This is a genomic window from Runella zeae DSM 19591, from assembly GCF_000423565.1.
GTDB classification, from domain to species: domain Bacteria; phylum Bacteroidota; class Bacteroidia; order Cytophagales; family Spirosomataceae; genus Runella; species Runella zeae.
The window spans coordinates 1-21,003 of record NZ_KE384044.1 but is presented as its reverse complement, the minus strand read 5'-3'; the positions used below and the strand labels follow the sequence as shown (position 1 = coordinate 21,003).

Here is a 21,003-nt window from a genome sequence, read left to right as displayed (position 1 = left end):
ATAAAAACTGTTTCACGTACAGGTATTGCGTCGGAGCCGCAGTACCGTTTTTGCCCCAAATGATAGTTTGGGGCAAGTTATGCAAGTTATGCTTGGAAAGTCTCGTTTTTCTGTTAAATAAACATCACTATGTCAATTACTTATCAAATACATAATCATATCGCTATCTTGGGTTGGAACATGAGTAGCGCACCCATGAATGTACTCAACGATGAATCTATTCCGGCGTTTGAAGCAGCACTCGAAAAAGCTTATCAAGATGCGGATGTCAAAGGAATCATTGTTACTTCCGAAAAAAATGAATTTGTAGCTGGCGCTGACCTCAAAATGATATTGAGAAATCAAGACGCCGACCCTGCCGAAATGCTTAAAATTTCGACGGGCCTCAATCAGATTTTTCGTAGAATAGAAACCAACGGTAAACCCGTCGTGGCTGCTATCAATGGGACGGCTTTGGGCGGTGGATTGGAGATTTGTTTGGCGTGTCATTATCGCGTGGCTTTGGACAACCCTAAAGCGAAATTAGGCTTACCTGAGGTGAAGTTAGGTTTGTTGCCCGGCGGGGGAGGCACGCAGCGTTTGCCACGGATGATTGGGATGCAAGCAGCGCTGCCTTTGATGCTCGAAGGCAAGGATATGTCGCCCAAAGAAGCCCTTAAAGTAGGTATTGTAGATGAGGTCGCTAATACTCCCGACGACATGATGGCGAAGGCTGTGGCGTGGATTGAAGCCAATCCGCAGCCTGTGAAACCTTGGGACGAAATCAACAAGAAAACGGGTAAAATTCAGGCCAAAGACAATTATAAAGTACCCAATGGCAATGTGTTGAGTCCGGTAGGAATGCAGACTTTTACGGTCGGTACGGCCATGATGATGGACAAATCCAAGGGCAATTACCCCGCTACGCAGCATATTATGTCGTGTGTGTATGAAGGGCTACTGGTCAATATCGACAAAGGCATAGCCATAGAAGCGCGGCATTTTGTGCAAGTAGCCACCTCCAAAGTGGCGGGTAATTTGATTAGGACAATGTTTTTGGGATTAAACGAAGCCAATAAAGGCGCGAGCCGCCCGAAAGATATTCCTAAAAAAGAGGTGAAAAAGCTTGGTGTTTTGGGCGCAGGTATGATGGGAGCAGGTATCGCATATGTAAGTGCCGCTGTCGGAATAGAGGTAATATTGAAAGATGTGAGCCTTACACAAGCCGAAAAAGGCAAAGACTACGCACGTACTTTGTTGAAAAAAATGCAAGAACGCGGCAAAATCGACGCACTTAAAGTGGAAGCGCTGTTGGAGTTGATTAAACCCACGGTTGTGGTAGAGGATTTGAAAGGTTGTGATTTGATAATTGAAGCTGTTTTTGAAAATCGTGAACTAAAAGCCCAAGTTACCCAAGAGGCCAAGCCGATGCTGGCCGAGGGAGGTGTGTTTGGTACCAATACTTCCACTTTACCGATTACGGGACTTGCCAAGGCCTCCGCCAATTCTGCGAATTTTATTGGGATTCATTTCTTTTCGCCCGTCGATAAAATGATGCTCGTAGAACTGATTGTAGGCAATGAGACTTCAGATGAGGCCCTAGCTTTAGCGATTGATTTTACGCGAAAAATCAAAAAAACGCCTATTGTCGTCAACGATTCACGTGGGTTTTATACTTCTCGTTGTTTCAGTACTTATACTTCCGAAGGCATGGAATTACTTAAAGAAGGAGTAAACCCCATCTTGATCGAAAACGCTGGGAAATTGGCCGGAATGCCCGTGGGGCCGTTGGCGGTAGCAGATGAAGTAGCCTTGGATTTGATTTACAAAATCGCGGCGCAAGCCCTGAAAGATGGTGCCCTCTCGGCAGAAGATACAAGCTACCAAATCAGTAAACAATTTACCGAACTTGGATGCTCTGGCAAAAAAGCCCAAGCAGGGTTTTACGATTATCCAACCAATGCCCCCAAAACATTATGGGAAGGCTTGGCCCAATTGTTTCCTTTGGTGGAGCGTCAGCCTACTTTGGAAGAGGTAAAAACACGCTTGTTGTATCGTCAGGCAATTGAGGCGGTGCGGTGTATGGAAGAGGGAGTGATTCGTACCAAATTGGATGCCGACTTGGGGTCGATATTGGCGTGGGGTTTTCCACCTTACACGGGTGGTGCTTTGTCATTCGTAGATTTTGTGGGTACAACAACCTTCGTAGATACCCTCGACCGTTTGGCAGATACTTACGGGGAGCGTTTTCGTCCTACCCAAAAACTCAGGGAAAAAGCTGAAAAATAGAAGATTTTGAACTCCATTTTAGCATCCTGTTGGAGCTTTGCTAAAATGGAGCTTAATATTACGCTAAGTCTTAGAAAGTTTGCTTTATCACTTATCTTAAAATTTTTGCTTAGAAATTTGCGCAACCAATTAGTTGCTTATATATTTGCAACTGATTGGTTGCTTTTAAGGCCTTCTTTACCCTTTTAATTTTTGTAAGATGAAAGCAAATAGATATTGGCTCGAAGCCTTCCGTAAGATTTGGCAAGAGCGTTTTTTACAATTGGATGAATTACTACGACAACTAAAATTGAAACAAAATGGCTAGCAAAAACAAAACACAGATTGTAGCAGAAAAAGGAAAGCAAGAGCTTTTTATCTATCGCGAGTTTGACGCGCCTCGGGAGTTGGTGTTTAGAGCCTTTAGTCAACCTGAGATTTTGGTTCAATTTTTTGCGCCCAAAGGCGTCACTATGCACTTCAATACCCATGATTACTGCGAAGGAGGCCAATACAGATATACGCATACCAATGCTCAGGGCGAAGTATTGTGTGTATTTAGTGGAGTCATTCACGAACTCACAGCACCGGAGCGCATTGTGCAAACTTCTGAATTTGAGGGTCTTCCAGAGCGAGGTCATGTGGTGCTAGAGGTGATGCTATTTGAAGCATTGCCAGAAGACAGAACCAAACTCACTATTCACGATGTATGCCGCTCGGTAGCCGACCGCGATGCCATGATAGAAAGCGGAATGGAAGGAGGAGTAGTTTCGATTTTTGAAAATTTGGACGATTTGCTTCAGACTTCCGCAATCACTGTTTAAGCAGTTTTAGGTCATGGAAAAAAAAACAGCCAAAGATATAGACGAATACATAGCTTGGCAGCCTCTTGAAGTGCAAGCGATTTTACAGCAAATACGCGTTACCGTTAGGGCGGCTGCGCCCGCTGCCCAAGAAGCCATTAAGTATGCGATGCCTACTTTTGTACTCAATGGCAACTTGGTATATTTTGCGGCTTTCAAAAAACACATTGGGTTTTATCCCATTCCGCTAAACGATGAGCGGTTTGAGTCTGATTTTAAGGGTTTTAAAACCGGAAAAGGCTCTATCCAATTTCCACTTGACAAACCCATACCGTTGGATTTGATTGCAAAAATCGTAAAGTATAGGGTGGAAGAGAAAATAAAAAAAAGCTCATAAATCATCTCTGAATTCTTGCCTACACTCTGGTCAACTTGACAGGTGGTGTATAATTGGCGTTCCATTGGCAGATGTACAGGTTTTCGTCTTCATCTACACAAACGTCATGGCCGTGCTGGAAAATAGGTACTTCGGCTTGAAGTGTAGGTTGTAAAATACCATTTTTGTACACAGGGGCTTGACCGCCGGGGCACGAAATTACTTTGTTGTCTTTGTCTAAAATCGTAACAAAACCCGAATTAGCATTGCGTTTACCTTCTTTATCCTTAGACCAACAAACACCTGCATACACGTTTTGTCCGGCTATCACAGGGCGGCAAATATACATGCCGGGCAAATCAACCCGCTTGATGAATTTGCCGTCGAGGGTAAAGATTTTGAAACAGTTTTCATCGCGTGAGGTACAGATAAGGGTTGGATTGGCTTTATTGCGAATGTCAATAGCTACCCCGTGAGCATTTTGCAAATTATGCTCTGGGTTGGCATTGTGGTGCCCTCCAAAATGGCGTATATATTGTCCTTTGGCATTGTATTGAATAATATAATCTGACCCATATCCGTCGGCTACATAAATATCTCCGTTGGGTGCGACGGCTGTTTCGGTAGGCATAAATGGTTCATCTTGTTTATAAATGCCAATTGTTTGCGGGTGGCCTAAGGTAAATATAATACGTCCATTCAAGTCAGTTTTCACCACTTGCCCTGCTTGTCGATTCCATTTGCCTGTGCGGTCTTGGTACCATCCACAATCTACGATGTACAAAAAATCTTCTTCGCCTTCCTTGGCCAACGTCAAACCATGCCCACCTGCGTAGGCTGTTCCCCAATTATCTAATAATTTACCCGATTTATCGAAGATAAGGATGTTGTTCTGTACATTATCACCCAGCATAATCAGACGCCCTTTACTGTCTTGTACCATCTCATGACAATTGAAAAGGGGAGTGCTATTCACACTGATTTTAGCCCAATTTTTATCTACTTTGTACGTAAAGCCCTGATGACCAATTACTAAGTCGGTAGCTAAGGTGGGAGGGTTGGCATGAGCCAAAATGTTGGATGTTCCGAGGCCTAGGGTTGCGGCTAATGCAGTTTTACGGAGAAAATCTCTTCGAGTAGTCATATTGGGTTAGGATAGTATTAACTTCAAAAGTTTGTCAAAAAAAGCACTTACACACGCTGTGTATGGAGGAGGTCAAGGGAGAGGATTTCAATCAAAAACTTGTTTGCGGTAGCGGCTAGGTGGCACACCGAAACGGCTCTTAAAAAGCCTCGAAAAATAGTATATATCAAATATTCCTACCCGGTCGGCGATTTCCTGTAAAGAAAGCGAGGAGGTAGTCATGAGTACTTTTGCTCGTTCGAGGCGCTTATTGATAATATAATCAAGCGGTCTTATTCCAAGTACTTTCAAAAATTGCCTAGAGAAATAATCGCAGTTTAGACCCTGTAATTCAGCTAGTTGTTCTACCGTAAGTTTTTTATCTAAATGCGTATGAATATATCGAAGTACTAAACCAAATTCGTTAGGGGGGCGTTTTTCTTTGGGTTTTACGGGGTATTGAGAAGAGATAAAACGGGATACTAATTGAAGTAAAATTCCGTGCGTCTCTACCAGTCGATTGTCTTCTGCTTGCGAATAATTTTGATTAAAGCTCAGGAGCTCCGCACGGTTGTCATAAGCTTTAGGATCGGCTTTGAGGATAGCTCGGCCCGGATGCAGGTCTAGCAAACGTTGAAACAAAGCTTTGTCAAAATGTGAAGCCTTAGCTTCATATACAAAAGGGAGCATATCAAAAACGGAGAGGCCGTTTTCTGATTCATCCAAAAACGAAATATAGTATTGCTCCATTTGGGTATCACAATGATAACGACTCACCGAAAACTTAGGGATAAGATACATATATCCTGGTTTTAGCAAATACTTTTGCTGATTATGATAAACCCAGGCTTCTCCTTCCGTAATCAAGTACAGACGAGAGAAGGGGCTTAGCACTCCATCATATTGCCAATTGGTACCCAAAGAGGCGTACCCAATATGCAAAAGATGTAATTTGAGTGTATAAAGGGTATTAATCATTTTGGTAGGATATTGATTATTAATAACGAAATGGGATATAGGTACTTAGGTATGAAGATAGCTCTGTTTTATGGCTTATGTATATGAATTAGTTGGTTGTTTTTCAGGTGATTACTTTATTGTTTAGCTATTTAGGCTTATAAATTAACGATATTTTACGGGCTTACTGTCATGAACTTTAGGTTATTTAAGCGAAACAGATAACTATTTAAATAAAAGTGGTATTGCTACAGCGTAGAAATACCACTTTTAAAAGAGCATTCAAAGTACTAATATCCAGTGTTTTGGGTCAAACTTTTGTTTCTATCTACTTCCGATTGCGGAAAAGGTAATACATTGTTTTTCTCCCCAAAAATCAATGCTTGACCGGCAGGGTTTTTAACTGCTGCTAATTTTGACGACATAATATTCCAACGTTTTAGGTCAAAATAACGATGTCCTTCTAAGGCCAATTCCACCCGTCTTTCGTGACGTATAAATTCCCGTAACGACTCTTTGGTGTTGTATTTGGTTTGATCAACCGCTGGAAGTTTTACGCTTGTTCGGGAGCGGATGCTGTTGAGGGCTTCATAAATACTAGCATCTGGTCCCGACACTTCATTTTTAGCTTCGGCATACGCCAATAAAACTTCAGCGTAGCGCATATGTATGACGTTCATGTCCGTCAATGGAATCTTGGTTCTATCGTACGGTAATTTCGACAAATCCATGTATTTTTTCTGAGCAAACCCTGTCAGAAGTGGGTCTGTATGAATAAAATTGGTTGTTTCGGGGTCTCCAGGAGCTTTAATCGTCATGCGCAGACGTGGGTCGCGGTTGGCATAAGGGTTGGCGGGGTCATAGCCCGAACCTGCTTCAGAAATCATCTTCCCGTTGGTCATTTCGTACTCGTCTACCAGATTTTGATAAGGAGCAATACAGCCATACCAGCCAATTTCTACCAGCATCCCTTCGTTGCCTTGTGGGTTGTTAGGAGCTAAATATTTGGTAGAAAATATAATTTCGGGGTTGTTTTGCTGAGTGCTTGCCAAGAAAAGGTTGGCAAAACCTCCCTGATAAATTGAAAACAGCTTTGAATTGATGATTTCGTTGGTGATTGAAGCCGCCTCAGCCCAGTTTTGTTGATAAAGACGCACTTTTGCTTTCAAAAATTGCGCTGCGGCCTTCACTACTCTCCCAGAATAAGCAGTGGAAGGGAGTTTAGAAATGGCATAGTCCAAATCTTCCAACACAAACGCCAACACTTCCTCTTTGGTACTTTGTTTGATTTTAGCTTCTTCGGCAGTTTTGGGAGCTACTTTGTACAAGACCACTCCGCCGAACATTTGTACCAAATCAAAATAGTACATGGCTCGTAAAAAACGTACTTCTGCCGAATAGATGTCTTTGTTGGCCTGCGAAACAGCACTGACCGAGCCTACATTTTCTAAAAAATAATTACAAGCCGCAATTCCTACATAAGGTTGGCTATAAAGACCCCCGTTTATGTTACTAGGATTGATGACTCCTAGTGTCACCGCTTGGTACCCAAAGTAATTGTGGCGGTCATAGGCATTGTCTGAGTAAGCGTCGAAAAAAGGTTTACGATGCCCATAGATACCATTTTGGAGGGTACGATATACACCCGCCAAGGCCATAGTTACATCGGTTTCGGTTTTCCAGAACGTAGCGCCTGAAATAGCATTTAGAGGGTTTTTGTCTAAAAAGTCCTTATCACAAGAACTGAGTGTACCTAGACTCATCGCGGCTACTAAGCACGGAATGATTTGTTTTATGTTAAATTTCATTGTCGTCAAAAAAGTTAAAAATGAAAATCTTACTATTTGGATTAAAACTTGATGTTTAAACCTCCCGTGAAAATTTTCAACTGAGGGAATTGTGCAAATCTACCAGAACCAGCTCTTTCGGGGTCATTGCCTTCGTATTTGGTCCACGTAATCAAGTTGTCGCCTGAGAAATAGACAATCAACCCTTTGGCTCCTAGCTTACCGATAAGGTCTTGGTTGAAAGTATAAGATAAATAAAGGTTCTTTAAACGCAAATAAGAGGCATCTTGTAAGAAATAAGTAGAGGTATAGCCTGCTACGCCTGGGTATCCTACTTGATATACGGCAGGTACGGTAGTGCTTGGATTGGTAGGCGACCATGCATTTAGAAATCTCAACGGAGGCGCTGAACCTTGCTGGAATGGCTCATAACCCCAGCCACTTACTTGGGTTTTGATGCCTTGTACGCCTTGGAAGAAAGCCGTTAGGTTAAACCCTTTCCAGCCTGCGTTTAGGTTAAATGAGTAATTGTAAGAAGGAAAACGACTGATGCGCACTCTATCTTCGGGCCCTACGGTGCCGTTTCCGTCTAGGTCTCTGATTTTCAAATCACCAGGTTTGAGAGTGCCGGAGCTAGGCTGCTTAGGGGAAGTGTTGATTTCATCTTGGCTTTGAAAAATTCCCGCCCACTCATACATGAAAAAGTTGTTGTAAGGCTGACCTACTTCAATGGTTCCTAAAGTTTCAGCCAATACTTTGGTGACTTTGTTGCGGTAGCGGTGGAAAAGCACACTCACTCCATAATTAAAATCATTGATTGACTTGTTGTGTCTCAATTCAAGCTCTATCCCTTTGTTTTGCATGGCTCCAGCATTGACGATAGGAGCTGTAAGGCCTACGCTGGTAGGTAAATCTTGACGTTGAGTGAGGATGTCTCGGGTGTCGCGCTTGTACCAGTCGATAGTGGCTCCAAAAAGCCCCTTAAACAAGTCGATATCTACCCCAAAATCTAACATAGAGGTTTTTTCCCACTTCAAATCTTTGGTAACCAAGCGAGTCAACTGAGCACCGGTAGTAAGCGACGAACCCCAAGGATAGGCCGTAAGGTTAAGTACATCTTGGTAAGGGTAGTTACCGATTTCTTGGTTGCCAAGCGTACCATAAGATGCTCTCAATTTTAGGTTATCTACCCACGAAACATTGTTTTTGATAAAGTTTTCTTCAGAAAGTTTCCAAGCAGCAGAGCCACCCCCAAAAATCCCCCAACGATTGTCGATACCCACGCGAGAAGTGCCATCATAACGGAGGTTTCCTTCGAGGAAGTATTTGTTTTTGAAATCATAATTGACCCTTCCAAACAAAGACTGTAATGCCCATTCAGATGCATTTCCGTTGGTGGTTTGGTTGGTAGGACCGCTACCATCAAGTACCATAATAGAGGTAGTTGGGAAGTCGTATCTAGCGCCACCAATGTTTTCGGTCAGGTTGTCTTGCTGTTCATATCCTGCCAATACGTTGAGGTTATGATCAGTGCCAAATTGTGTATTATAGTTGAGTGTGCTAAAAAACGTTTTGGTAAGTGAGCGCGTTTCGTTTTGTTGTAAGCCGTTGAAGTTAGGGTTACCGTTGGCTACTTGTACGTAGTTTCCTGATGCATCAGGTTGATAAGCAAAAGAAGGTGAAGGATACTGACGGTTTTTGTATTGTTCATTAAAGTACGTAATCGCCGCTTTGTTCATCCACTTCAAATTTTTCAAGATAGTTACCTCCGCAAACGCCTGCGCGTTGGCATTGTAGGTTTTGGTAAACTGCCCGCCCGTAGCATATACTTCCTCTACGCTTCTGTTACCAGTACCATTTGTTGTAAAATCGCGGTTGGTAGCTCTTCCACTTCCGTCAGGCAAAAAAGGCATCATCGTAGGTGCAGAAGCATAGGCTAGTAGTAGGAGGTTGTCGTTGGTGAGCCAAGGTGCTTTGGCATCCTGAAACGACAAGTTGATATTGGTACCTACTCTTACGCGTTTGTGCACTTGTGACGAAAAGTCAATCAAGCCATTATATCTTTTGTACTTGTAACCTTTGGTAATACTTTGTTGGTCCAAATAATTAAAAGAAGCATTGTAAACCGTCTGCTCATTTCCACCCGAAAATCCAATGTGGTGATTTTGGATAGGGCCTTTTCCTAGTACATAATCTAGCCAGTTGAAGTTGGGGTATTTGTCGCTGTTTGGATTGTTTTTGTACAAATCAATCTGCGCTTGGGTATAAAGCGCCGGCTGACCGCTTCTGAGACGGGCTGAATTGTACATATCCATGTAAGTGGCCGAATTGGTAATAAGCTCAGGGTATTTGGTAGCTTCGCTTATACCCATGCTACCATTGTACTCGATTTGGGTTCTACCTGCTTTCCCTTTTTTAGTAGTAATCAAAATCACACCATTGGCAGCTCTTGCTCCGTAGATGGAAGCAGAAGCGGCATCTTTAAGTACAGTAACACTTTCAATATCTTGGGGAGAAAGGTTTTTGATTGAGGCAATGACCCCATCTACCAATATCAAAGGAGCAGAAGAGGCTCCAAATGAGCCAAATCCTCTCAATTGAAAAGACGCATCGTCGCGACCCGGCTCGCCCGTACTTTGAATAATATCCAAACCCGCCACGCGTCCTTGCAATAAGTTTTGCATGTTGGGGACCGGGCGTTGGGTAAGTTCGGCTCCCGACACAGTCGCTACCGAACCCGATAGATTAACTTTCTTTTGGGTTCCATATCCTACTACTACTACCTCTGATAAGGCGGCGGCATCGGCTTTGAGAGTCACATCCACCACACTACGACTTTCGACCGCTACTTCTTGGGTAATATAGCCGATGTAGCTAAAAACCAAAATAGCGGTATTGGAAGCTTGGACACTGTATTTGCCGTTTACGTCGGATATACTTCCCGTGGTCGTACCTTTTACTTGAATACTTGTGCCAGGCAGGGGTGACCCATTTGAATCATAAATCGTACCTGTAATAGCTCGGTTTTGGGAAATTGCCATTTGAAAACTCAGGAGTACTAGCAAAGCTGATAAAATCAGTCTCAAAGGGCTTGATTGGGAGCCAATTTTTGCAGGATTGTATCTAGCATCATGCCCTAATCTTTTGGAGATTGGCAAACTAGAATTACTCCTTTTAAAGAGCGTAGAATGAATTGTCATAAACATAAAGGGTTAAAATGTAAAATTTAGTACTCGTACTGATTTATAATGGAAGACGCCCAAAATTATAGCCTAATTCAGTGAATTAATTAAACAAAAGTAAGACGAAGCGGCCTGAGAAAGAATAGAGAAATACGCTCTATTTTTGCATAAATCCGACTTTTTTAGGATATAAAAAAACGGTTTTTTTATACTTATTATAAGAAGATACAAAGCAATTGCTATAACAACAGAAAAGACCATTGTTAAAAAAGGGGAGGATTGTCAAATGCCCTAAGCTTATGGTGTTTTTTACCAAAAAGCGTATTCAAAAGAGATTTTTAGCTAGCTTATCGCATTTTAACAGAAAAAAGGTAGAGTTTAGGCAACGAACACAAGCTGTCTTTTTTCTAAATTATGTATGGGTATTTAAGGTAGATTGCTTTATAAAAAGGCCAACAAATCATCTGCCATTTTTAGGGTATTTAGTGTACATTGTATATGATGATTAATAAACTATAATATACTGAAATGACAGATGATAAAGGGTATTATTTTGTGCTAATAAAATAGGTCTTGTTTTTTTGAGTTTTTAACTGCAACAAATATCCTTCTTCTGTTTTTGTTGATTCGAGAGTTGTACCTTGTACTTTTACGGGTTGGGAGGTCAGCAGATTCAAATCTTCGCCATTGAGGGATTTGATTTGGGCGTTGATCAATTTTTGTTTAGCCCAATTGATAGACACCTCAAATCCTCCCCGTGCCTTTAGTCCCTTTACTTGTCCTTCGGGCCAAGCACTTGGCAAGGCAGGCAACAAATGAATCTTATCTTGGTGACTTTGCAAAAGCATTTCGGCCATACCAGCGGTTCCGGCAAAATTGCCATCAATTTGGAAAGGTGGGTGGGCATCAAACAAATTGGGGTAAGTTCCACCCCCTCTGCTCATGATGGTTCCGGTCTCATTGGTATATTTCAACAACTGACGAATAAGCGTATAAGCGTGGTCGCCGTCCAATAATCTCGTCCAAAAATTAATCTTCCAACCTTTACTCCAGCCTGTTCCGTCGTCGCCGCGCAATTCTAGCGTCTTTTTGGCAGCATTAAAATAAGTTGGGGTATTTTTAGTGATTTGGCGCCCAGGGTGTAAGCCAAATAAGTGCGATACGTGGCGGTGACGCGGGTCGGCTTCTGGAAAGTCTTTGTACCATTCTAGTAATTGGCCTTTGCTTCCTACTTGCAAGGGGAAGAGCTTGCTTCTTTTGGCAATGAGCAATTCTCTAAATTCGCGGTCTTGGTTCAACACCGTGGAGGCATCGATAAGATTGGTAAACAAATCCCAAATGATAGACATATCCATCGTAGTAGCTACCGATACCCCTTGTTGTTTGCCATTGGCATCGATAAACTTATTTTCGGGGGTAGTAGAAGGGGCAGTTACCAAATAGCCATCTTTATCGGTCACTAGCCAATCAAGCGAAAAGAGCGCTGCTTCTTTCATCACAGGATATGCTTTTTCTCTCAAAAAGTTTTTGTCGCCCGTAAATCGATAATGCTCCCACAAGTGTTGGCATAGCCAATTACCCCCCATATACCAGTTGGCCCATACCGGGTCGCCAGCGCCACGGTCTCCTACGGCATTGCTCAAAGCCCATATATCAGAATTGTGGTGCGCTACCCATCCCTTGGTTTTGTAGTATTCTTGCGCGGTTTCTTTTCCGGTTTTGGCCAAATGTTGAATCCAATCTAGCAGAGGCTGATGCATTTCCGAAAGGTTGGTGACCTCGGCCGGCCAATAATTCATTTCAGTGTTAATATTGATGGTATAGTTTGAACTCCACGGAGCTCTCAATTCTTTGTTCCAAATTCCCTGTAAGTTGGCGGGAGGCCCACCTGGGCGAGAAGACGAAATCAACAAATAGCGACCATATTGGAAATAGAGAACCTCGAGGGCAGGATTATACTTCCCACTCGTATAAGCGATAAGCTGCTCATCAGTGGGAAGTGATGGGGGTGGGGTAGTAGTAGTATCTTTAATAACAAGCTGACAACGATTGAAATAATGGTGATAATCGGCTTGATGAGCTTTTAATAACGCCGCAAACGACTGTTTGGCAGCTGCTTTTAAGGTGTTTTCGGCGATTTGTTTTTCGTTTTTCCCCTCTTTGTCGGGGCATTTGTCAAAGCCATTGAAACTAGTAGCAGCAACTACGTACAAAATCACCTCCGAAGCCGACTCAATGTGTATGCCTGCGGTATCGGTTTTGACTGCGCCATCTTTGGCGATTGCTTTGATACGGTACTGAAATCTCATGCCATTGCAGCCCAGAGAATCTTCATAAATAATCGGCTGACGGCCTTTGATATTATAATAAGAAGGGTCAACCTTCGCAGGAGCTTTGCCATTGATGACCAACTCGCTCGCGCTAAATGCTTGTTTTTGAATCCGTAATTTGGATTGAGTACTGATGTCGAGGCTCAATTGCTTGGGTTTGTTGGCACTGAGCCGTATCACAAATACATTGGCAGGAGCTGATATAAAAGCTTCTCGTACATACTCCACACCGTCTACCTTAAAACGAGTAGTAGCCACGGCATTGGAAATATCTAAATCGCGATAATAAGAGGTAGAAGCCGTCGTAGAAAACCGATGCTTGATAAGCAAATCGGCCAAGGGTAAATAAGATTCGGTATAAAAACCCTGCATTTTCTTAGTCAGCTCGTCGGCTTTCGAATAATCTTGCTTGTTCAAAAGCTCTTCTCTGATTTGGCTTAAATAAGTATGTGCATTGGGGTTTACATTTTTTTTGAGCGGGCCTCCCGACCATAAAGTGGCTTCATTGAGCTGTATGAGTTCTTCATTCACACCCCCAAACATCATCGCCCCGATTTGTCCATTGCCCAGAGGCAATGCTTCTACCCATCTATCGGCGGGCTTTGAATACCAAAGCTTTTGAGGCGACTGACTTAAGACTTGAGCGGAATACAACAAAAACACCAAAGAAAAATGTAAAAAACGATTCATGATAAGGTAGGTTATCTTACAGAGTTGAGTTTTTGTGAATAAATGAAACAACGGCATTTCCATATTTGCAAAGTAAGTATGTTTCTTATCGACTATAATTTTGGAAATTACCAAGATTGTAAGCTATTTTAACTATAAAATGCCAAAAGCCAGAAAATTTATAGTAATTTTTAATATGAAACCTCAAGTTTTACAAGTAGCTACCAATCCCAATCGTTCGTTTAGTATTCGTAAAGATTCAATCCCCAATGTCAACAATCGTTGGCATTGTCATAAAGAAGTGGAGTTAGTGCATATTCATAGAGGTAGCGGCACTCAGTTTGTGGGTGATAGTATCCGAAGGTTTAAAGCGGGAGATATTGTATTGGTAGGGGCCAATTTGCCGCATTATTGGCATTTTGACCAAGAAGACAAAGCGGATTCATCCCTGCAACCCAATCTTCTGCCTTACTCTTCGGTTATCCATTTTACCGAAGATTTTTGGGGAACTCAATTTTTGTTATTGCCCGAAAATAAGATGTTAAAGAATGTACTCGAAAAAGCCAAGAGGGGGTTGGTGCTTCACGGAGCGATAGGACAGGAGGTAGGTAAGCAAATAGAGAATGTTTTTAATACCGAAGGTACTTTCCAATTAATCGCCCTGATTCAGTGTTTGTTGCTGGCTCAGCACTGCACAGAAGCTGATTATTTGTCTTCGTTGGGTTTTGAGTATGATTCGTCGGAGTTTGAAAATGAGCGCCTTCATTCTATTTATAAATACACCCTCCAAAATTTCCACGATAAAATCAAACTCCAAGAAATCGCTTCCTTGGCGGGATTGGCTCCTAATTCGTTTTGTCGGTATTTTAAGTACCGAACGGGCAAGTCTTACTCACAATTTTTGTTAGAAATCAGAATCGGTAATGCTTGCAAGCTACTCATCAACACCAAAATGAATATCAAGCAGATATGCTTTGAAAGTGGGTTCAACAACTTTACTTGTTTTTACAAAAAATTTAAAGCGTTAACGGGTATGAGCCCCTTTTCTTATCAAAAAGCCCATATTTCTAATTAATAAGCACTAAAGCACAATTGATTGCCAAAACGAGCTAATCCTCATCAGAATCACCTCGTTTTGGTAGTAAAAAATAACATGCCTATTCTCTTAACAGAAAAGCCATATTGAGCAAAGGGGAAGGAGGAAGGGAGGAGACAAGACATAATAATTGACTTTATTGGACATACTTAAGTTGGTACTTTTTAGGAGTAATACCAAAGTGCTTCTGAAACATTTTATTGAATTTGATGGCCGAATTATTCCCGTATCCTACTGCTTTTGCGACCTCATTACATTTGAACCCTTTTCTCAATAATTTGCTAGCATATTCCATACGTTTGGCCAAATAAAGTTGGTAAAACCCTTGACCATAAATGCGCTTAAACAAGGTCCTAAATTGGCTTGGTGCCATATCTATTTGTGAAGCAATTTCTTCTTCTGAGGGAATAGACTCGTTACACTTTTGTTGAATATAATATTCATAAGCCCATTCTATTTTTTGGCGCACACTCATTGAGAGAAGCATCTCTTTATTGAGCATTTCTCTATCTTGTGTTACTACCAACTCCTTTTGCTGTTCGGATACTAAGGTGGTTTTATGGTTCGGGGACTGGTATATTAAATCAAAAGAAATTTGTTTTGACAACAAAAACGAAAGCAACATAGGCGTGTCTTTCTGCTCAATCTGTATGCATACTGTCTGTTGCTGCATTTTGGAAGTATCATTCAAAGAGGGAATAGGGCTAACCTTCATAATCAGTTAATTTAGAGTGTTAAAAATGTGTAGGGTATCGAATAAACAAGACTAAATGTTTAAGTTTTAGTAGATATATACGGTGTATACGTATAGAAAAGACGTGTTTAGGAATCGAAAGTCACACATGTAAAAAAAATAAAAAATGACTTTGTTCTTTGTGTTTGTTTTTTTATGAAGAAAGAATATTTTTTTTGTATATCGGAATGTTTTCGACTAAAAGGTATAAAAACAAATCGGGCCAAGTTGGTTGTAGTAAGAAAGATATAAAAATAAGTCACTAGACATTAAATGTACGTACATCTAATATTGTGGTGGGATATTTAGAATAAAAACTCTGAAAAGTTGTATAATGCTTTAGATGACTAATTGGTAGTGCCCCGAAATATTATTTCAATATTCGTAAAAAAATCAGTGAAGTCTTAATTGTCTAAATGATGTGCAATTGTGGAGATGTGCGTTTTGTTTTGCCTTGGGGGGGAAGCTCCATGCAGTGTTAAGTACTAATACACACTTTCGCCCTATATTTTTCAAAACGCGTTTTTGAATTCAGTAAAAAACATACATATTTCATCGTTGGGTCACAAAACGGTGCGCAAAAGTCGATTTTGTGTTGTCGAAGAAAATATAACTAGATGAGCAGGTACGTTGATTGAGACGAACAAGGTGTTTGGTCACTTGCCAACTCTTGCAATCAATAGACGACTTTCCCCTGATGAATCAAAGATTTAATAGGTGAAACGCGCGCTACTGCTTCAGCCGAACAACTCGCCTCTACCAGCACTACATCTGCCTTATCGTTGGCTTTGGGCCATTGACGGTTACCATGCTCATCTAAGGGCAATACATTGCGGGTGGCAAGTTTAAGACAACGCGACAATTCTAACTCCGACGAATAGCCATAAAGCTGAGCCATGAGATTGGCTTTGTATAAAACACTGCCTGTACCAAAGGTATTCCAATGGTCGATGATGCTATCGTTGCCAGTCATAACCTCCACGCCATACTGATACAAGGTCGGAATGGGCATTATGGTATTACCAAACGGAATCGTGGATACAACCCCGATTTTGGCATGGGCGAGTTTATCTGCCATTTCTTCAAGCTTGGGCTTTTCGAGCCGAGCCAGTACAAAACAATGACTCAAATAGGTCTTACCTTTGAGTACAGGGTGCTCATTGACTCTATCAATCAAAAATTCTACGGTTTTGAGTCCAGCTTCGCCGCCTTCGTGTAAGTGAATATCGATTCCTTTTTGGTGTTCGAGGGCCAATTGTACCACAAAATCAAGGCTTTTCTGTATACTACCATCAATAGAGGTAGGGTCGAGGCCGCCGATGAAATCGATGTTTGTTTTGGCTGCTTCTTTCATCCACTGCGCCGATTCGGTATAAAAAAGCCCATGCTGCGGAAACGCCACCAGCTCTGCCCCAAAAGAATCTTTTTTGTTTTGAAGGGCTTGTTGAAGATGATAAAGAGAATCAAGCTTAGAAGTAGAGTCAATATTGACATGACTACGTGCAAAATTACTCCCGCGCGACTGCAACAATTCAATGAGTTTTTCGGCGCGGTAGGTAGATGTTTTGAGTAGTTCAGGGATTACTTTTTGCTCAAAAGCAATCATATCTTTCACCGTTCGATTTTTTTTGGAGCGAGCTTTCCAAGAGCCTCCATAGTAGGTTTTGTCGAGGTGAATGTGCATATCCCTAAAAGCGGGCAACATCAAAAGCCCTTTCGCATCTATTGCCTTGGTAGTGGGTTGGTTAGGTAAAACCGCGCTTATTTTACCATCGGTTATTTCAATCGTAAAGAGTTCTGTTTTGGTAGCTACGACTTCCCCTTCCTCGTATTCAAAACCCGTTTCCAATCTGACATTTTTTAGCGTCAATTTTGAGGCTTGAGCCTCGTCTAAATCTTGCCATAGGTTATCGTTGTCGACGGCGAGCATTCCACTGCTAAGCATCATTGAGGCATTTTTAATAAAATCTTTGCGAGAGAGGGATTGCGTAGCCATGAGTTGTTGATGGGTTGGAGACTACAAAAGTAGGTTTTTTGTAAACATTAAAAATATTTGCATTCTCCCCAATACCTACAAGCCCAAGCAATCCAAGTACTCCAATTGGGGCCAGTGCTATGCCCTCCCGCATGTTGGCGATAGGCGATGTCGCCTTCTACTAAGGGCGTACCAAGGCTAGGGAATTGGGTAGTACCTAAGCCTTTTTTGCCAAACAACCGATAAACAGGGCCGGCATGAACTCCACCCAAAAACATTCCTTTGGCATCTACCCATTGACCTTCGACTTGGGGAGAACCTGAACTAATAAATACTGGCCGAGGTGCACAAAGTGCCACCAATTCGTGGGCATCTACGGGCAGGTCGGAGGGAGTGAGGGGGCCTGCGTATTTTATAAAATTTCCACAAAACCAGTGATACTCACCCGAAGAGGCTAAGTTTTCGACTTGTTCACCAAACACCCGTCGTAAAATTTTGACTCCTCCTGCCCCTGACGAACCAATAAATGCTAACGAAAATCTTGGTTCAAAAGCCATCGCTACGACGGTGGCTTTGCCATATCTTGAAAGACCCTCAATCGCCACCCGTTTGGCGTCGATGTCTTGGTCTGTTTCAAAATAATCCAACGCTCTGCTTGCTCCCCAGCTCCAAGCACGCAAAGCCCCCCAATCTTCTGGTTTTCGTGGTTTTCCTTGGTTTACCAAACCGATGATGCCTTCTGTCAAACCTGCGCCATTGTCGGCTTGGATACTTGATGGTACAATGACAGCGTAGCCCCATCCTCTCGCAATCAATTGTTCTTTCCAAGTAGGTTCGCCAGCTGAACCCAAGCCAATGGGCATGACAGGCGGCGTATTGCCGAAGGGTGATTGGATAAAACCAAACTCCAACACAATCGGGACAGGCTTGGTGGTAGGACGAGGGGTTGCTACTAAAAGTTCAATTTCTACTTTGATAGAAGGAAAGGAAGAATTGTCGACTACACCACGTAAAATTTTTTCTTTGATAGGTAGGTTTGCGATCACTGTATCCTTGCTAGATACTACCTTCCACTGTACGGTAGGTATATGTGGGGGTAGTCGCCCATATATTTCTTTTTCAAAGTCCTCCACAATTTCGGGTCTTCTTTTCTGCCACCAATCTTGAGGAGTTTTAATTTTTTTGCCGTTTTTTAGCACCAACGGATCAGGAAGTGTGTAAGAATTGACTTTGTTTTCGTCTCTATTGGCAGCGTTGGCGTCTTGTGGATTGCCCGATACGCCTGGCCTAAGCGCTTTGATGCCTAATTGAGCCATCATATTTTGATGATCGGCGCGGGTTTGGCGTTGTAAGCGAGCAAAAATGCTATCTTGCTCTGGAGTGCGTCGTCCAAACTGTGCTAAGCTGTCATTTAAAGCCATTAAGACTACAGCAATAGCTAACCCATATTTTCTCATTTTGTAATGTTTGTATATTATTACAAAAATGACATTTTTAGCGGTATTTTTTTATTAATTCTTGCAAAAAGTAAATATGGGTTTTGATAAAGTAAATCCCTTAAAAATAAAAGCCACAGCTTTCCGCAAAGCTATGGCTTAAAATTGCTCCAACAACTGCTTATCTTAAATGGAAAAGAGTGATTTTTGAGATAAGCATACAAGTCTACCTTATCTCAAAAAAAGCCACCAATTTCCTATCGAAATGACGGTTTCTTCTCTCAACTCTGCAATCATTTTAAGATTTTTTATAAACTTGTCACGGTGCTCAATGAGCGAATTACGGCTTTCTATGTTTTGAAGTACATTTTCCGTAATTGAGACCACAAGATTGCCACTAACGCTCGGAATTTTGTAACGAAGTCCGGGGAAGTGTTCATCAGTAGCCTTGTACATAACAGCTTCTAGCCCCGTAATGGGGCAAAGTGGGGGATGGTTAGGCATTTTCATTATTTATCTAAGTAGGGTATGCTCAAAGTTACAACGAAATCTAAAATTATATTCAATAAAAGTAAGTTTTTTTATACCAAAACAATGATAAAAGGCATATATTTTATACTATTTCGGCGGAGAGTGTTCTTGAATAAATACAATTTTGTGTTTGGTGGTAGCACAAACGTTTCGGCATTGTTGGAAGACAACTACAAAGCAAGCTGGTCGAGCTACACAGACATGGGTATGCTTACCCTCAACCAACCCGCCGCCTCGCCTATCATTAGTGTTGCGGCTTCCGGTAGCGTTGCTAGCCGTTTCCTTGACCGGCAGCGGTTGCGCTACCACCGCAGACCGGTATATAAGTAATAAGTAAAAAATGGGTTACTCAAGCTCTATAAACGTACCAACTGCCGCCTTTCAGACGCTTATATGTCAAGGTTGTTGTAAAATGCCACATATTCAAACCGTTGGAGTAAAGAGAAAGGGAGTTGTTATAAATGGAAACGCTATCACTATTGAAGAAACATCAGGGATACTTTCAAGTACAACAAGGCATGGTAGAACGGCTACATTTCGTAGTAATATGAACCCAATTACAAGACAAGCATACTATGATTTAAGCCATTCACAAGCATTAAGATTTGATATTCAAAATCTAGTTGATATATATAAACAAGAGGGTGTTTATAATCAATCTATAATGAATAAATTAATGGCGTTAATAGACAATAAACAAAATAAATACCCTGATATTTTTAACGAAAAAAATAATAATATGGTAAATAGTAAACTTTTTGAAATAATTACAATCTTGATTGAAAATCATAAAATAACAAATATAAATCAAGAGAAAAAATTTATTGATAATCTTGAGGAACTTGAAAATATGTCTATGGATGTATTTGATGAATGGATGTTTAATAACTTATGCAAAGTAATTTATGATGATAGCCAACGGCCTGATTTAATTCAATCAATTATTAGTCTATTAGAACACAATTACAGTGATAATGACTATGTGACATTTTTACTCAATAACATAGAATTGTTGTTGAGGAATGCACATGACTGGTTTTTAGCAATGATAGGTTCGCTGTTACATACATCAGATGATGTTGTACACTTGTTGTTTTTACAAATAAGGTTGCAAAATAAAAAAGAAATTTTGCGACCTGTATTTGAAAAAATGAAAGAAGAAAATTTGATAGAATTAGAAGTGTTAAGTGAATTTTATTTAATAAAATAAACATTGAAGGCGTTTTGTAAGATATAGTAGCAAGTCTTTAAAACTTTAAAACAATATTATTTGTTAGCAGATGGAGATATGGACTTTTACTGTTACTCCTCTATAAGTAGACAGTATTGTGTTCTAACAAAAGGTTCATTAGAGAAAATGTCGATATTTAATACTTTTTGTGAACTAATGAAATATTTAGTTGAAACTTATATAAATCAATAATAGAGTTGTTTTCTTGTTGATTACTAACAAGTTATCTTTTTCTTAAAGTCGATTTTGAAGTTCCAAAGGCCTGCGCATAATTCAATACTTTCATCAAATTTTTCCTTAGATTTTCCTCTATACTTGTTAATTAAAATATGATAACGTTTTATTCCTGCAATTGCATTTTCTACAAAAACTCGCTTTTTACTAATAGACTTGTTGTAGTTTTTTTGCTCTAATGTTAAGCTTGGATAAGGATTTTTTTTGCTTTTTTTGGGCTTTTTAAATGGAATCTTTAAAGACAAAAATTTGTATTCTTTCTGAATACCAAGATAACCTAAATCAACATATAC

16 protein-coding genes are annotated in these 21,003 nt (G+C 41.0%); 6 read left to right on the top strand and 10 right to left on the bottom strand.

Going from position 1 to position 21,003, the window contains the following annotated elements; all coding sequences use genetic code 11:
• Positions 1 to 129 precede the first annotated feature (129 nt).
• From G563_RS0129910 to G563_RS0129895, 3 genes are all read left to right on the top strand, one after another.
• The gene (locus G563_RS0129910; protein ID WP_028668574.1) at positions 130 to 2,268 is read left to right on the top strand and encodes a 3-hydroxyacyl-CoA dehydrogenase NAD-binding domain-containing protein; all 2,139 of its coding nucleotides are present in this window, start codon (positions 130 to 132) and stop codon (positions 2,266 to 2,268) included.
• A 299-nt stretch (positions 2,269 to 2,567) separates the two neighbouring features.
• The gene (locus G563_RS0129900; protein ID WP_028668573.1) at positions 2,568 to 3,071 is read left to right on the top strand and encodes an SRPBCC domain-containing protein; all 504 of its coding nucleotides are present in this window, start codon (positions 2,568 to 2,570) and stop codon (positions 3,069 to 3,071) included.
• 13 nt (positions 3,072 to 3,084) lie between these two features.
• A complete protein-coding gene (locus G563_RS0129895; protein ID WP_028668572.1) occupies positions 3,085 to 3,447 on the top strand; it encodes an iron chaperone in 363 nt (120 codons plus the stop codon).
• Between the two features lie 19 nt (positions 3,448 to 3,466).
• Here G563_RS0129895 and G563_RS0129890 read toward each other — a convergent pair whose 3' ends face one another.
• The 5 genes from G563_RS0129890 to G563_RS0129870 all read right to left on the bottom strand — a co-directional run bounded on the left by G563_RS0129890 (position 3,467) and on the right by G563_RS0129870 (position 13,495).
• Positions 3,467 to 4,570, bottom strand: a complete 1,104-nt coding sequence (locus tag G563_RS0129890) for a twin-arginine translocation signal domain-containing protein (protein WP_028668571.1) — start codon at positions 4,568 to 4,570, stop codon at positions 3,467 to 3,469.
• Between the two features lie 87 nt (positions 4,571 to 4,657).
• Entirely contained in the window at positions 4,658 to 5,527 is an 870-nt protein-coding gene (locus tag G563_RS0129885) for an AraC family transcriptional regulator (RefSeq protein WP_028668570.1), read from the bottom strand.
• Positions 5,528 to 5,796: 269 nt separating this feature from the next.
• Positions 5,797 to 7,314, bottom strand: coding sequence for a RagB/SusD family nutrient uptake outer membrane protein (locus tag G563_RS0129880; RefSeq protein ID WP_028668569.1), 1,518 nt, complete (start codon positions 7,312 to 7,314; stop codon positions 5,797 to 5,799).
• A 41-nt stretch (positions 7,315 to 7,355) separates the two neighbouring features.
• Positions 7,356 to 10,493, bottom strand: coding sequence for a SusC/RagA family TonB-linked outer membrane protein (locus tag G563_RS0129875; RefSeq protein ID WP_084651018.1), 3,138 nt, complete (start codon positions 10,491 to 10,493; stop codon positions 7,356 to 7,358).
• A 530-nt stretch (positions 10,494 to 11,023) separates the two neighbouring features.
• On the bottom strand, positions 11,024 to 13,495 hold the full coding sequence (locus G563_RS0129870; protein WP_028668567.1) for a glycoside hydrolase family 95 protein: 2,472 nt from the start codon (positions 13,493 to 13,495) through the stop codon (positions 11,024 to 11,026).
• A gap of 175 nt (positions 13,496 to 13,670) precedes the next feature.
• On the opposite strand from G563_RS0129870, the gene G563_RS0129865 reads away from it, so the two are divergent.
• Positions 13,671 to 14,549, top strand: coding sequence for an AraC family transcriptional regulator (locus tag G563_RS0129865; RefSeq protein WP_028668566.1), 879 nt, complete (start codon positions 13,671 to 13,673; stop codon positions 14,547 to 14,549).
• A gap of 157 nt (positions 14,550 to 14,706) precedes the next feature.
• Here G563_RS0129865 and G563_RS0129860 read toward each other — a convergent pair whose 3' ends face one another.
• The 4 genes from G563_RS0129860 to G563_RS0129840 form a co-directional block, all read right to left on the bottom strand.
• Positions 14,707 to 15,285, bottom strand: coding sequence for a helix-turn-helix transcriptional regulator (locus G563_RS0129860; RefSeq protein ID WP_028668565.1), 579 nt, complete (start codon positions 15,283 to 15,285; stop codon positions 14,707 to 14,709).
• A gap of 694 nt (positions 15,286 to 15,979) precedes the next feature.
• The gene (locus G563_RS0129855) at positions 15,980 to 17,299 is read right to left on the bottom strand and encodes an amidohydrolase (protein WP_028668564.1); all 1,320 of its coding nucleotides are present in this window, start codon (positions 17,297 to 17,299) and stop codon (positions 15,980 to 15,982) included.
• A gap of 47 nt (positions 17,300 to 17,346) precedes the next feature.
• A complete protein-coding gene (locus G563_RS0129850) occupies positions 17,347 to 18,735 on the bottom strand; it encodes a glucuronyl esterase domain-containing protein (RefSeq protein WP_028668563.1) in 1,389 nt (462 codons plus the stop codon).
• 210 nt (positions 18,736 to 18,945) lie between these two features.
• Entirely contained in the window at positions 18,946 to 19,224 is a 279-nt protein-coding gene (locus G563_RS0129840; RefSeq protein ID WP_028668562.1) for a hypothetical protein, read from the bottom strand.
• An 84-nt stretch (positions 19,225 to 19,308) separates the two neighbouring features.
• Between G563_RS0129840 and G563_RS0129835 the strand changes: the two genes are divergently transcribed.
• Positions 19,309 to 19,575: a hypothetical protein gene (locus tag G563_RS0129835; protein WP_157585725.1), complete on the top strand. Its 267-nt coding sequence runs from the start codon at positions 19,309 to 19,311 to the stop codon at positions 19,573 to 19,575.
• A 10-nt stretch (positions 19,576 to 19,585) separates the two neighbouring features.
• On the top strand, positions 19,586 to 20,455 hold the full coding sequence (locus tag G563_RS0129830; RefSeq protein ID WP_157585723.1) for an Imm30 family immunity protein: 870 nt from the start codon (positions 19,586 to 19,588) through the stop codon (positions 20,453 to 20,455).
• Positions 20,456 to 20,691: 236 nt separating this feature from the next.
• Here the strand turns inward: G563_RS0129830 and G563_RS36240 are convergent.
• A partial coding sequence (locus G563_RS36240; protein WP_037326637.1) for a transposase family protein occupies positions 20,692 to 21,003 on the bottom strand: 312 nt, incomplete at its 5' end.

Excerpts from the sequence above, each read along its gene's own strand:
- G563_RS0129910 (WP_028668574.1), top strand. The coding sequence starts at position 130 with ATGTCAATTACTTATCAAATACATAATCATATCGCTATCTTGGGTTGG.
- G563_RS0129900 (WP_028668573.1), top strand. The coding sequence starts at position 2,568 with ATGGCTAGCAAAAACAAAACACAGATTGTAGCAGAAAAAGGAAAGCAA.
- G563_RS0129895 (WP_028668572.1), top strand. The coding sequence starts at position 3,085 with ATGGAAAAAAAAACAGCCAAAGATATAGACGAATACATAGCTTGGCAG.
- G563_RS0129890 (WP_028668571.1), bottom strand. The coding sequence starts at position 4,570 with ATGACTACTCGAAGAGATTTTCTCCGTAAAACTGCATTAGCCGCAACC.
- G563_RS0129885 (WP_028668570.1), bottom strand. The coding sequence starts at position 5,527 with ATGATTAATACCCTTTATACACTCAAATTACATCTTTTGCATATTGGG.
- G563_RS0129880 (WP_028668569.1), bottom strand. The coding sequence starts at position 7,314 with ATGAAATTTAACATAAAACAAATCATTCCGTGCTTAGTAGCCGCGATG.
- G563_RS0129875 (WP_084651018.1), bottom strand. The coding sequence starts at position 10,493 with ATGACAATTCATTCTACGCTCTTTAAAAGGAGTAATTCTAGTTTGCCA.
- G563_RS0129870 (WP_028668567.1), bottom strand. The coding sequence starts at position 13,495 with ATGAATCGTTTTTTACATTTTTCTTTGGTGTTTTTGTTGTATTCCGCT.
- G563_RS0129865 (WP_028668566.1), top strand. The coding sequence starts at position 13,671 with ATGAAACCTCAAGTTTTACAAGTAGCTACCAATCCCAATCGTTCGTTT.
- G563_RS0129860 (WP_028668565.1), bottom strand. The coding sequence starts at position 15,285 with ATGAAGGTTAGCCCTATTCCCTCTTTGAATGATACTTCCAAAATGCAG.
- G563_RS0129855 (WP_028668564.1), bottom strand. The coding sequence starts at position 17,299 with ATGGCTACGCAATCCCTCTCTCGCAAAGATTTTATTAAAAATGCCTCA.
- G563_RS0129850 (WP_028668563.1), bottom strand. The coding sequence starts at position 18,735 with ATGAGAAAATATGGGTTAGCTATTGCTGTAGTCTTAATGGCTTTAAAT.
- G563_RS0129840 (WP_028668562.1), bottom strand. The coding sequence starts at position 19,224 with ATGAAAATGCCTAACCATCCCCCACTTTGCCCCATTACGGGGCTAGAA.
- G563_RS0129835 (WP_157585725.1), top strand. The coding sequence starts at position 19,309 with ATGATAAAAGGCATATATTTTATACTATTTCGGCGGAGAGTGTTCTTG.
- G563_RS0129830 (WP_157585723.1), top strand. The coding sequence starts at position 19,586 with ATGGGTTACTCAAGCTCTATAAACGTACCAACTGCCGCCTTTCAGACG.